The 11,025-nt window shown below is 54.3% G+C and carries 14 protein-coding genes; 9 read left to right on the top strand and 5 right to left on the bottom strand.

The window, feature by feature from the left end:
• Positions 1 to 121: 121 nt before the first annotated feature.
• Positions 122 to 688: a D-glycero-beta-D-manno-heptose 1,7-bisphosphate 7-phosphatase gene (gmhB, locus tag ABLV75_RS21500; RefSeq protein WP_004107881.1), complete on the bottom strand. Its 567-nt coding sequence runs from the start codon at positions 686 to 688 to the stop codon at positions 122 to 124.
• Between the two features lie 188 nt (positions 689 to 876).
• Here gmhB and metN point away from each other — a divergent pair, with 188 nt between their 5' ends.
• The 7 genes from metN (at position 877) to ABLV75_RS21465 (ending at position 7,330) form a co-directional block, all read left to right on the top strand.
• Positions 877 to 1,908, top strand: coding sequence for a methionine ABC transporter ATP-binding protein MetN (gene metN, locus ABLV75_RS21495; protein WP_004107883.1), 1,032 nt, complete (start codon positions 877 to 879; stop codon positions 1,906 to 1,908).
• A complete protein-coding gene (locus ABLV75_RS21490) occupies positions 1,901 to 2,554 on the top strand; it encodes a methionine ABC transporter permease MetI (protein WP_004098792.1) in 654 nt (217 codons plus the stop codon). Before metN ends, ABLV75_RS21490 begins: the two co-directional genes overlap by 8 nt.
• Positions 2,555 to 2,593: 39 nt before the next feature.
• On the top strand, positions 2,594 to 3,409 hold the full coding sequence (metQ, locus tag ABLV75_RS21485) for a methionine ABC transporter substrate-binding lipoprotein MetQ (protein ID WP_004107886.1): 816 nt from the start codon (positions 2,594 to 2,596) through the stop codon (positions 3,407 to 3,409).
• A 107-nt stretch (positions 3,410 to 3,516) separates the two neighbouring features.
• Positions 3,517 to 3,924 (top strand): Rcs stress response system protein RcsF, encoded by a 408-nt coding sequence (gene rcsF / locus ABLV75_RS21480; protein WP_004107888.1) that lies wholly within the window; start codon positions 3,517 to 3,519, stop codon positions 3,922 to 3,924.
• Positions 3,921 to 4,628: a tRNA (N6-threonylcarbamoyladenosine(37)-N6)-methyltransferase TrmO gene (gene tsaA / locus ABLV75_RS21475; RefSeq protein WP_004107890.1), complete on the top strand. Its 708-nt coding sequence runs from the start codon at positions 3,921 to 3,923 to the stop codon at positions 4,626 to 4,628. The genes rcsF and tsaA overlap by 4 nt, the downstream gene beginning before the upstream one ends.
• A gap of 110 nt (positions 4,629 to 4,738) precedes the next feature.
• Positions 4,739 to 6,457 carry a proline--tRNA ligase gene (proS, locus tag ABLV75_RS21470; RefSeq protein WP_004107892.1) on the top strand — a complete coding sequence of 573 codons (1,719 nt, stop codon included), beginning with the start codon at positions 4,739 to 4,741 and terminating at the stop codon, positions 6,455 to 6,457.
• 51 nt (positions 6,458 to 6,508) lie between these two features.
• The gene (locus ABLV75_RS21465) at positions 6,509 to 7,330 is read left to right on the top strand and encodes a YaeF family permuted papain-like enzyme (protein WP_004107894.1); all 822 of its coding nucleotides are present in this window, start codon (positions 6,509 to 6,511) and stop codon (positions 7,328 to 7,330) included.
• On the opposite strand, the gene nlpE is transcribed toward ABLV75_RS21465, so the two are convergent.
• The 3 genes from nlpE to ABLV75_RS21450 are packed head-to-tail and all read right to left on the bottom strand — an operon-like array spanning position 7,331 to position 9,029.
• A complete protein-coding gene (nlpE, locus tag ABLV75_RS21460; RefSeq protein ID WP_016807408.1) occupies positions 7,331 to 8,053 on the bottom strand; it encodes an envelope stress response activation lipoprotein NlpE in 723 nt (240 codons plus the stop codon). It lies immediately after the preceding gene.
• Positions 8,054 to 8,073: 20 nt separating this feature from the next.
• Complete coding sequence (gene arfB, locus ABLV75_RS21455; protein ID WP_004107898.1) at positions 8,074 to 8,487, bottom strand: alternative ribosome rescue aminoacyl-tRNA hydrolase ArfB; 414 nt, start codon at positions 8,485 to 8,487, stop codon at positions 8,074 to 8,076.
• Positions 8,484 to 9,029 carry a YaeQ family protein gene (locus tag ABLV75_RS21450; protein WP_004107900.1) on the bottom strand — a complete coding sequence of 182 codons (546 nt, stop codon included), beginning with the start codon at positions 9,027 to 9,029 and terminating at the stop codon, positions 8,484 to 8,486. The genes arfB and ABLV75_RS21450 overlap by 4 nt, the downstream gene beginning before the upstream one ends.
• 196 nt (positions 9,030 to 9,225) lie before the next feature.
• On the opposite strand from ABLV75_RS21450, the gene ABLV75_RS21445 reads away from it, so the two are divergent.
• Positions 9,226 to 9,426, top strand: a complete 201-nt coding sequence (locus ABLV75_RS21445; protein ID WP_004107902.1) for a YaeP family protein — start codon at positions 9,226 to 9,228, stop codon at positions 9,424 to 9,426.
• A complete protein-coding gene (rof, locus tag ABLV75_RS21440; protein WP_004107903.1) occupies positions 9,413 to 9,673 on the top strand; it encodes a Rho-binding antiterminator in 261 nt (86 codons plus the stop codon). The genes ABLV75_RS21445 and rof overlap by 14 nt, the downstream gene beginning before the upstream one ends.
• A 15-nt stretch (positions 9,674 to 9,688) precedes the next feature.
• Here rof and tilS read toward each other — a convergent pair whose 3' ends face one another.
• Entirely contained in the window at positions 9,689 to 10,996 is a 1,308-nt protein-coding gene (tilS, locus tag ABLV75_RS21435; RefSeq protein WP_004107905.1) for a tRNA lysidine(34) synthetase TilS, read from the bottom strand.
• Positions 10,997 to 11,025: the final 29 nt, after the last annotated feature.

Below are 11,025 nucleotides of genomic sequence, written 5' to 3'. Positions count from 1 at the left end.
TGTTTGTGTGAAGTGATTCACATCTGCCGTGTCAGTGGGAGCGCATTATAGGGAGTTATTTGGCGGTGACAAGCGGTAAAATGCATTTTTATTTCAACCGCTCATCTTTTATACACAACGCCTATTTCTGCCGCTTTTTAATCGCATCCGGCAGGTCTGCCAGGCTGTTTAGCACCCAATCGGCAGCACTTTCCGCTTCTGGAGTGACGGGTTTACCGGTGCGTACCAATACTTTCGTGCCAACTTCCGCCGCTAAGGCCGCCTGCATATCTTCAATTTTATCGCCCACCATATATGACGCCGCCATATCAATGTGCAGGTAGTCGCGCGCCGAGATGAGCATTCCCGGATGCGGTTTACGGCAGTCGCAGGTCTGGCGAAACTCTTCAACGGTTCCCTGCGGATGGTGAGGACAATAATAGATGCCATCCAGGTCAACGCCGCGATCGGCCAGCGACCAGTCCATCCACTCCGTCAGCGTTTCAAACTGCTCTTCAGTAAACTTGCCGCGGGCGATACCGGACTGGTTGGTCACCAGCACCAGCGCATAGCCCATCTCCTTTAATTGACGCATCGCGTCAATGACGCCATCGATAAATTCAAAATTGTCGATTTCATGGACGTATCCGTGATCGACATTAATCGTGCCATCACGGTCAAGAAAAATTGCGGGTACTGACATTGCCACCGGTTTGCTCCTGATAAAGGCTAATTCGCCTAGTATCGCATGTTTCCGGACGCAAGAAAGTGCTCATTATACAGAGTCAGATTGATTTAGACGTCTGGATGCCTTAACATCCATTTCATTGACAGGCATCGCCTGGACACGGCAGAAGAAAATGCCACGGCAAACGGCTAAATGATAATAAATAACTGATGATTAAACTTTCGAATATCACCAAAGTGTTCCAGCAGGGGAACCGCAGCATACAGGCGCTGAACGATGTCAGCCTGCATGTTCCTGCCGGACAAATTTATGGCGTCATCGGCGCTTCCGGCGCGGGTAAAAGTACGTTAATCCGCTGCGTAAACCTGCTTGAACGTCCAACGCAGGGCAGCGTCCAGGTCGACGGCCAGGAGCTGACGGCGCTTTCAGAAAAAGAGCTGACTCGCGCTCGCCGCCAGATTGGTATGATTTTCCAGCACTTTAACCTGCTTGCCTCACGTACCGTGTTCGGTAACGTGGCGTTGCCTCTGGAGCTCGACAATACCTCTAAAGATGAAATCAAGCGTCGGGTGACCGAGCTGCTGGATCTCGTCGGTCTGGGAGATAAACACGATAGCTATCCGGCGAATCTCTCCGGCGGGCAAAAGCAGCGCGTGGCCATCGCCCGTGCGCTGGCGAGCAATCCAAAAGTCCTGCTCTGCGACGAAGCCACCAGCGCGCTGGACCCGGCCACTACGCGTTCGATTCTGGAACTGCTGAAGGATATCAACCGTCGCCTGGGCCTGACGATTTTGCTGATTACCCACGAAATGGATGTCGTTAAACGCATCTGTGATTGCGTTGCCGTTATCAGCAACGGCCAGCTTATTGAGCAGGATACGGTGAGCGAGGTGTTCTCTCATCCCAAAACGCCTCTGGCGCAGCAGTTTATCCAGTCAACGCTGCACCTTGATATCCCGGATGATTATCAGGCCCGCCTTAAACCTGAGGCTCTTGCCGATAGCGTGCCTATGCTGCGCATGGAGTTTACCGGTCATTCCGTAGATGCCCCGCTGCTTTCGGAGACTGCCCGTCGTTTTAATGTGAATAACAACATTATTAGCGCGCAGATGGATTACGCGGGCGGCGTCAAGTTCGGCATCATGCTGACCGAGATGCACGGCTCGCAGGAAGATACCCAGGCCGCGATCGCCTGGTTGCAGGAACATCATGTAAAAGTAGAGGTACTGGGATATGTCTGAACCAATGATCTGGCTGCTGGTTCGCGGCGTATGGGAAACGCTGGCCATGACGTTTGTCTCCGGCTTCTTCGGTTTTGTTCTTGGCCTGCCGGTCGGCGTGCTGCTGTACGTCACCCGTCCCGGGCAAATTGTCGCTAATGCGAAGCTCTACCGCACGCTTTCGGCGGTGGTGAACATTTTCCGTTCGATTCCTTTTATTATCCTGCTGGTGTGGATGATCCCATTCACTCGCGTGATTGTTGGCACGTCGATTGGCCTGCAGGCTGCCATTGTCCCGCTGACGGTTGGCGCCGCGCCGTTTATCGCCCGCATGGTGGAAAACGCCCTGCTGGAGATCCCAACCGGCCTTATCGAAGCATCCCGCGCGATGGGCGCAACGCCGATGCAGATCGTGCGTAAGGTTCTTCTGCCGGAAGCGCTTCCGGGTCTGGTGAATGCGGCAACGATTACCCTTATCACGCTGGTTGGCTATTCCGCCATGGGCGGTGCCGTCGGTGCCGGCGGCCTGGGACAGATTGGCTATCAGTACGGTTATATCGGCTACAATGCAACGGTAATGAATACCGTGCTGGTGTTGCTGGTTATTCTGGTTTATTTAATTCAATTCTCTGGCGATCGTATCGTCCGGGCTGTGACTCACAAATAACATCACACACAATACAGAATCTTACAGGAAGGAAATAACATGGCCTTTAATTTCAAAACCTTTGCGGCAGTCGGCGCGTTAATCGGTTCTTTGGCGCTGGTGGGTTGCGGTCAGGACGAAAAGGATCCAAACCACATCAAAGTCGGCGTGATCGTCGGCGCGGAACAGCAGGTTGCTGAGGTTGCGCAGAAAGTAGCAAAAGATAAATACGGCCTCGATGTTGAACTGGTTACCTTCAACGATTACGTGCTGCCTAACGAAGCGCTGAGCAAAGGCGATATTGACGTTAATGCCTTCCAGCATAAACCGTATCTGGACCAGCAGATTAAAGACCGCGGCTACAAGCTGGTTTCCGTCGGCAACTCGTTTGTCTATCCCATTGCCGGTTACTCGAAAAAAATCAAATCGCTGGATGAGCTGCAGCCGGGCTCGCAGGTCGCCATTCCTAACGATCCAACCAACCTTGGCCGATCTCTGCTGCTGCTGCAGCAGGTTGGTCTGATCAAACTGAAAGAAGGCGTTGGTCTGCTGCCAACCTCACTGGATATTATTGAAAACCCGAAAAACCTGAAAATTGTTGAGCTGGAAGCCCCGCAGCTGCCGCGCTCTCTGGATGATGCGCAGATCGCCCTGGCGGTTATTAATACCACCTACGCCAGCCAGATTGGCCTGACCCCGGCAAAAGACGGTATTTTTGTCGAAGGTAAAGAGTCTCCGTACGTGAACCTGATTGTCGCTCGCGAAGACAACAAAGATGCGGAAAATGTTAAGAAATTTGTTCAGGCTTACCAGAGTGACGAAGTTTACGAAGCAGCCAACAAAATCTTTAACGGCGGCGCGGTGAAAGGCTGGTAATCTATTCTCAGCGTAATATCATTCAGGACGGGCTTATGCCCGTCTTGTCATTTATGCAAGCACCTGATTCAATAGCGCCCTGTTTTATTATTTATTGAGGAAATACTATGCGTGCTTTACCGGTCTGTTTGTTAGCACTCATGTTAAGCGGTTGTTCCATGCTAAGCAGATCGCCAGTCGAACCTGTGCAAAGTACGGTCACTCAGCCAGCCAAATCGGAACCGGCCAAACCGAAAGCGACGCGCCCGGCCCCGGTAAGAATCTATACCGATGCAACAGAGTTGGTGGGTAAACCTTTCCGCGAACTGGGTGAAGTCACCGGTGAATCATGTCAGGCCTCTAATCAAGACTCTCCGCCCAATATCCCGACGGCTCGCAAGCGTATGCAGATTAATGCGGCAAGAATGAAAGCCAACGCTGTGCTGCTGCACCGCTGCGAAGTGACCAGCGGAACCCCGGGCTGCTACCGCCAGGCCGTTTGCCTGGGATCAGCGCTTAACGTTACGGCGCAATGAGTGCTTTTCAGTTTGCGCAGATAGGCGTTATTCGCTCGCCCTATAAAGAAAAATTTGCCGTTCCCCGCCAGCCCGGGCTGGTTAAAAACGGCGGCGGCGAATTACACCTTTTGCCTCCCTATAACCAGGCCGATGCCGTACGCGGCCTGGAAAATTTCAGCCATCTGTGGGTCCTGTTTGTGTTTCATCAGACCATGGAAGGCGGCTGGCGTCCTACCGTCCGCCCTCCCCGCCTCGGCGGTAACGCGCGAATGGGCGTATTCGCTACCCGTTCGACCTTTCGTCCTAATCCAATCGGTATGTCTCTGGTCGAGCTAAAAGGTATTCGCTGCCAGAAAGAACACGTCGTGCTTGAGTTAGGCAGCCTGGACCTGGTAGATGGAACGCCGGTCGTGGATATCAAACCTTACCTGCCCTTTGCCGAAGCACTGCCGGATGCCAGCGCAAGCTATGCTCAGGAGGCTCCAGGGGCGGAAGTAGCGGTGAGTTTCACGCCGGATACAGAAGCGCAAATTTTAACGCTGGAGCGACGCTATCCTCGTCTTAAGTCGTTTATTAGCGAAGTTCTGGCGCAGGATCCGCGACCGGCATACCGCAAAGAAGAGGAGCCGGGAAAAACCTACGCCGTCTGGCTGCTGGATTTTAACGTGCGCTGGCGGGTGATTTCGTCCGGTTTTGAAGTCTTTTCTCTCGAAGCACGCTAATTTTATTCTCCTCTCTTTTGGCATCTTTGCCACACTGGTAAACTAAACCACTTTTTTGTGTCAGGCTGGCCTCCAGCCTGTATCGATCGTCCAAATGGAACCGTAACAACATGCGTACTAGCCAATACCTGCTCTCCACTCTGAAGGAGACACCTGCCGACGCCGAGGTTATCAGCCACCAGCTGATGCTGCGCGCCGGGATGATCCGCAAGCTGGCCTCCGGGTTATACACCTGGCTGCCGACCGGCGTGCGCGTCCTGAAAAAAGTCGAAAACATCGTGCGTGAAGAGATGAACAACGCCGGTGCAATCGAGGTGTTAATGCCGGTAGTTCAGCCCTCTGAGCTGTGGCAAGAGAGTGGTCGTTGGGAACAGTACGGCCCGGAACTGCTGCGTATTGCTGACCGTGGCGAACGTCCGTTCGTACTCGGCCCGACTCATGAAGAAGTCATCACCGACCTGATTCGTAATGAGCTGAGCTCTTACAAACAGCTGCCGCTGAACTTCTATCAGATCCAGACCAAATTCCGTGACGAAGTTCGCCCGCGTTTCGGCGTAATGCGTTCCCGTGAATTCCTGATGAAAGATGCTTACTCTTTCCATACCTCTCAGGAATCGCTGCAGGAGACCTACGACGCGATGTACGCCGCGTACAGCAAAATCTTCAGCCGTATGGGGCTGGATTTCCGCGCGGTACAGGCTGACACCGGTTCTATCGGCGGCAGCGCATCTCACGAATTCCAGGTACTGGCGCAGAGCGGTGAAGATGACGTCATTTTCTCTGACTCTTCTGACTACGCGGCCAATATTGAGTTCGCCGAAGCCGTTGCGCCGAAAGAGCCGCGCGCGGCCGCCACGCAGGAAATGACCCTGGTCGATACGCCTGACGCTAAAACCATCGCCGAGCTGGTCGAGCAGTTCAATCTGCCGATTGAAAAAACCGTGAAAACCCTGCTGGTAAAAGCAGTAGAAGACAGTGAGTATCCGCTGATAGCCCTGCTGGTTCGCGGCGATCATGAACTGAACGAAGTCAAAGCGGAAAAACTGCCGCAGGTCGCCAGCCCGCTGACCTTCGCAACCGAAGAAGAGATTCGCGCGCTGGTGAAAGCGGGTCCCGGTTCTCTTGGCCCGGTTAATATGCCTGTTCCGGTGATTATTGACCGTACCGTTGCCGCCATGAGCGATTTCGCCGCGGGCGCGAACATTGACGGTAAACACTACTTCGGCATCAACTGGGATCGCGACGTCGCCACTCCTGAAGTGGCAGATATCCGTAACGTAGTGGCCGGTGACCCGAGCCCGGACGGTAAAGGCACGCTGTTGATTAAACGCGGTATCGAAGTGGGCCACATCTTCCAGCTGGGTACCAAGTACTCTGAAGCGATGAAAGCCTCCGTACAGGGCGAAGATGGCCGTAATCAGATCCTGACTATGGGCTGCTACGGTATCGGGGTGACTCGCGTGGTGGCGGCAGCCATTGAGCAGAACTTTGACGAGCGCGGGATCTTGTGGCCGGAAGCTATCGCCCCGTTCCAGGTTGCGATTCTGCCGATGAACATGCACAAATCCTATCGCGTGCAGGAGCTGGCTGAGAAGCTGTATGCTGAGCTAACCGCGCTGGGCATCGAAGTGCTGATGGATGACCGTAAAGAGCGTCCCGGCGTGATGTTCGCCGATATGGAGCTTATCGGAATTCCGCATACCATCGTGCTGGGCGACCGTAACCTCGACAACGACGATATTGAATATAAATATCGCCGCAGCGGCGAGAAACAGCTGATTAAAACCGGCGATATCGTGAATTACCTGGTACAACAAATTAAAGGTTAACGCCAAAAGAGGCTCTGGTTTCAGAGCCTCTTTTTTACAAGGATTGTAATCATGGCTAAACGACGGGCTAATCATGTCCTGCTTTTTCCCGTATCGTTCTTACTTTCTGCCTGCACGGTAGACGTCAGCCGGTCCGTGCCTTCCGCTTCCACTATTAAGCAACCATCGCAGCAATGGGCGATTAAGCTTCAGCGCCAGAGCTCGGTGGCTAATAACACGCTGACTGAAATTAACGCACAAGATCTGCTCCCCGGCGATCTCCTTTTCTCTTCCAGCATTGGCGTGACGTCCCTGGGGATTCGTGCTCTTAGCACATCCTCCGTTAGCCATGTCGCTATCTATATCGGTGATAACCAGGTTGCAGAGGCAACCGGCGCTGGGGTGCAGGTTGTGCCTCTCCGGCAAGCGATGCAGCACAGCGATAAGCTGTTTGCCCTAAGAGCGCCTGACCTCACGCCGCAACAGGCCGCTGGCATTAAAAATTTCGCCTATAAAAACAGAAACAGCGCCTATAACTATCGCGGCATTATTGAATTTGTGCCCTTTATGGTCACCAAACAGCTATGCACCCTGAATCCCTTCTCAAAAGATTTCCGCCAGCAGTGCGTGAACGGTCTGGCCAAAGCCCAACTGAGCGATGCAGCATCCGGGGACAAAAAAATGTGGTTTTGTTCGGAGTTTGTCAGCGATGCCTTCGCGAAGGCCGGACACCCGCTGACCCTGGCTCAACCGGGCTGGATTAGCCCATCAGACTTGCTTCATATGCGTGAGGGGGATGTGGCAAACTTTAAGCCCGAAACACAATTGCAGTATATCGGGCATCTTAAATTGGGAATTTATATCAAGACAAGCCGCCTCGTAGGACTCAATTAATTAACGAGAATTGCAGTCTTCTTTTTGATAAAACTTGCCGGGTGAATCCACCGCCAGAACTTTAACCGGCGCTCCCGAATCCGGATTCGCTTCCAGCGTAAAGTGCCCCTCAACCACCAGCAGCACCGGTCGAGTATCCGTACCGCGCGCAGCGGCATAATCACGCTCGAGCTGAGCATTATTGGCGACAGCCACTCGCTTGCCGGTCGCGCAATCGGTAAAGGTCGCCGCATCCGCCATATAGAAGTACATTCCGCGCATCGCCATTGGCGTGATGGGCAGACTGGCTTTGACTGATTCAAGCGTATAGTTCAGCGTCGACTCGATGGGGTTACCGTCGCGATCGAGCATTTCCAGCTTATCGCCCTTCGCCCGATAATAAGACTTCTCGCCTTTGCTGTCGGTCAGCACCAGCTTATCAGCCGTGCGCGCCCAGGTACCATATGAAGCAAAAGAGGAAGGTTCGCGGCTAACGCCCTGATATCGTTCATTCATCACCCAGGTGCCGTCTTTCTCAAGAAAGAGCGAGGTTTCAATCCCTTCGCAGTCGGCGCACGGCAGCACGCCGCGCCAGCTCTGCTGCATCGGTTTTAGCTCTTCCATCGGCGCCGGCTGTAACGTTTCCATTTCCGTACGATGGTTACAGCCGAACAGGGCAAAGAGCGAACAGGCCGCCACGACTGAAAATACGATTTTCTTCACTGTAAATTCCTTATCATCCATTCCACCGGTTCGCCATATTCTTACTGGCGAACCTTTCCACGCAGCGCTTTAACTGAGGATTTTTGCGCCTTTGAAGCCAGTCGGCGCTCTTTTGAGGCCCTGGTTGGTCGCGTCTCCCGGCGGCTCTTCTGCACGGCGGTTAATTCTTGTATTAGGGCAACCAGACGCGCAATTGCCGCTTCACGATTCATTTCCTGGCTGCGATATTCCTGAGCCTTAATGATAACCACACCCTCGGCAGAAATTAAGTGGTGGCTGGCGGTAAGCAGACGTTCCTTATAATAGTCAGGCAGGCTCGAGGCTTTAATATCAAAGCGCAAATGAATAGCCGTTGAGGACTTATTCACGTGCTGACCGCCCGCGCCCTGCGCGCGTATGCCGGAAAGTGAAATCTCGTCCTCCGCAATCGCGACGCTGCGGCTAATCGTAATCATGCGGGTGTTTGCCAGGCCGTTAAATGAATTTCCAGATTATTCTTAGCGTCAGATAACCAGATAGCGCCGTCCTGGATGGTCGCCTGCAGCGACATGGTCCGATCGGCAAAAGCGCTGAGCTGCGCCAGCTGAGTATCATCCAAATACCACACCGACAGCTTCGAAAACTGAGCCATTTTGTTCTGGTTTTGCTGCCACCAGATTTCTGCCGCCCGACTATTATAGGCGAACAGCGCCACCTGCTGGGCCCGCGAGCAGGCTTTTTTAATTCGCCGCTCGTCCGGTAGCCCCAGTTCAATCCAAAGATCCACGCCCAGATGATCGTTAAGCAGCCAGAGTTCCGCTTCATCGTCGGAAGATAAACCGCGGGTAAACTGCAGACGCTCGTCGGCGTATTTAATCCACGCCAGCAGGCGCAGCATCATGCGCTCCTGGGTTTCCGACGGATGCTGGGCAAGCGTCAAACTGGCATCCAGAAACTGGTTGCGGTCCAGGTCGGCTACGTTCACCGTCGCTTTATAAATCGTCGCTTTCAGCGCCATGACTCTACTCCTGATAAAAATGGCGTACATTGTAGCGAAACTGACGGCAAAAGGCTGTCAGCAATCGACGGATCGCGTCTCATCCTGCTGATATTGCTTAAATGACTATGGTATAGTCACCTTGCTAAACAGAGTTTATCTTCGTAGGCTTAAACTTACATCCCACGGTTAAGTCAGAACGCTGACAGGAGGGCATGTGGAAAAATATTGTGAGTTAATACGCAAGCGGTATGCGGAAATAGCCAGCGGGGACCTTGGGTATATCCCGGATGCGCTAGGTTGCGTGTTGAAAGTATTGAATGAGGTTGCGGCGGATCAGGCCCTTGCTGAGTCAGTCAGGGAAAAGGCCGCATATGCGGCGGCAAACTTACTGGTGAGCGATTATGTCAATGAATGATACTTATCAACCCATCAATTGCGATGATTATGACAACCTCGAACTTGCCTGTCAGCACCATCTGGTCCTGGCGCTGGAGCTCAAAGATGGCGAACAGCTGCAAGCGAAGGCCAACGATCTTATCTCGCGCAAAAATATCGAGTATCTGGTCGTAGAGCTCGCCGGGAACGTCCGCGAACTGCGCCTGGATAAAATCGCCAGCTTCAGCCATCCGCAAATCGGTACGGTAGTCGTTAGCGAGTCCTGAATCAAAACGGGTGGCCTAGCCGCCCGTTTTCCTCCATCTCATCTGTAAGCCTTCACTTTCCTGAACTTTCCCATCGACGGTAATAAACAGACCATCGGCGGCGGCAATAAGCGTTTCGCCATAGAACAGTAGCGGAGTCGTATCGCGCCGCCAGGGCGCAACGCCCAGCTCCTGCCAGATTTTTTTCAGCTTGCGACCACCGTTGCGACCCACGATATGCAGATTACCGCTGGCACGAAAGCGAACAGTAACGGCTTCTCCCTCGCGCGGCCCGCGTAACGGCCCGCCGGACAGTAAACTCAGCTCGCCGAGACCGTCAGGCAACGGCAGCGGGCTGGCAGTATCGCGCCACTCCAGCATTGTCTCACTCTGGCCTGGAATATATCTCACCCAGTACAGACGCTGCTGGTAGCGGCGAACGGTAAACGGACCAAGGCGCAAACAGGGAAACGCATCCTCGCGCGCCATCGCCACTTCACGCCAGATACGCTCCGGCACCTCGCGCGAAGGCATTGGTGCATTGAGCCCAGCCAGCCAGCGGCGCAGCAGCGCGGCCCGCCGAGGTGCGCTCATAGTCGTCAACGGAGCGATAGTTAACGAACTGTCCTCAGCAACCAGCGTTGCCAGCTCGGCGGCCAGCATCTCATCCAGCAGCTGTTCCTGTTCGCCGCACAGGCTGGCGCTGCGCGCCACGGCCTCGGCAAAGTGCGGCCAGCGTGCATGAAGCAGCGGGAGAATCCGCAGGCGGAGAAAGTTGCGATCGTAAGCGTCATCCTGGTTGCTTTCGTCTTCAATCCAGCTGAGCTGACGGGCCATCGCCCACTGATGGAGGGAGTCACGGCTTTCGTGAAGCAGCGGGCGCAGCAGTTTCGTCCCGGCAAAATCGGACTCGCCGGCCATCGCCGAGAGCCCGGTAGGGCCGCTTCCCCGCTTAAGGGCTAACAGGAAGGTTTCGCACTGGTCGTCAAGATGCTGCGCGGTCACCAGCGCTTCGCCGGGCGCCAGCGCCGAACGAAATGCCTGGTAGCGCGCCTGCCGCGCATGAGCCTCAATTCCCAACCCCTCATCGGCGAGCGCGACCCGCTCTACCAGAAGCGGCACCTGCCACTGCTGGCACATTTGCTGGCAGTGCGCCACCCAGTCGTCGGCGTTGGCGCTGAGCCCGTGGTGAATATGTATCGCCCTCAGGCGAACGGTGGGATCCTGCTCGCGCCAGAGCACCAGGCGATACAAAAGCACGCTCGAATCCAGCCCGCCGCTAAAGGCCACTAAAAAATGGCGGTGCGGCTGAAGCGTGTGCGCAATGTCCGGGATCATCATCATGAGAGTACTAACTGAGGTAAGCGTGTTCG

Origin of the sequence: Klebsiella sp. CN_Kp066 (assembly GCF_040065135.1) — a bacterium.
Lineage (GTDB): Bacteria > Pseudomonadota > Gammaproteobacteria > Enterobacterales > Enterobacteriaceae > Klebsiella > Klebsiella oxytoca.
Note: the sequence above shows the minus strand (reverse complement) of the source record. Positions and strands in the feature narration are given on the sequence as shown.

What these genes read in the sequence shown, in the direction of transcription:
- rcsF (WP_004107888.1), top strand. Translation starts at nt 3,517, where the DNA reads ATGCGTGCTTTACCGGTCTGTTTGTTAGCACTCATGTTAAGCGGTTGT.
- proS (WP_004107892.1), top strand. Translation starts at nt 4,739, where the DNA reads ATGCGTACTAGCCAATACCTGCTCTCCACTCTGAAGGAGACACCTGCC.
- tsaA (WP_004107890.1), top strand. Translation starts at nt 3,921, where the DNA reads ATGAGTGCTTTTCAGTTTGCGCAGATAGGCGTTATTCGCTCGCCCTAT.
- tilS (WP_004107905.1), bottom strand. Translation starts at nt 10,996, where the DNA reads ATGATGATGATCCCGGACATTGCGCACACGCTTCAGCCGCACCGCCAT.
- ABLV75_RS21490 (WP_004098792.1), top strand. Translation starts at nt 1,901, where the DNA reads ATGTCTGAACCAATGATCTGGCTGCTGGTTCGCGGCGTATGGGAAACG.
- arfB (WP_004107898.1), bottom strand. Translation starts at nt 8,487, where the DNA reads ATGATTACGATTAGCCGCAGCGTCGCGATTGCGGAGGACGAGATTTCA.
- rof (WP_004107903.1), top strand. Translation starts at nt 9,413, where the DNA reads ATGTCAATGAATGATACTTATCAACCCATCAATTGCGATGATTATGAC.
- nlpE (WP_016807408.1), bottom strand. Translation starts at nt 8,053, where the DNA reads ATGGATGATAAGGAATTTACAGTGAAGAAAATCGTATTTTCAGTCGTG.
- ABLV75_RS21465 (WP_004107894.1), top strand. Translation starts at nt 6,509, where the DNA reads ATGGCTAAACGACGGGCTAATCATGTCCTGCTTTTTCCCGTATCGTTC.
- ABLV75_RS21450 (WP_004107900.1), bottom strand. Translation starts at nt 9,029, where the DNA reads ATGGCGCTGAAAGCGACGATTTATAAAGCGACGGTGAACGTAGCCGAC.
- metQ (WP_004107886.1), top strand. Translation starts at nt 2,594, where the DNA reads ATGGCCTTTAATTTCAAAACCTTTGCGGCAGTCGGCGCGTTAATCGGT.
- metN (WP_004107883.1), top strand. Translation starts at nt 877, where the DNA reads ATGATTAAACTTTCGAATATCACCAAAGTGTTCCAGCAGGGGAACCGC.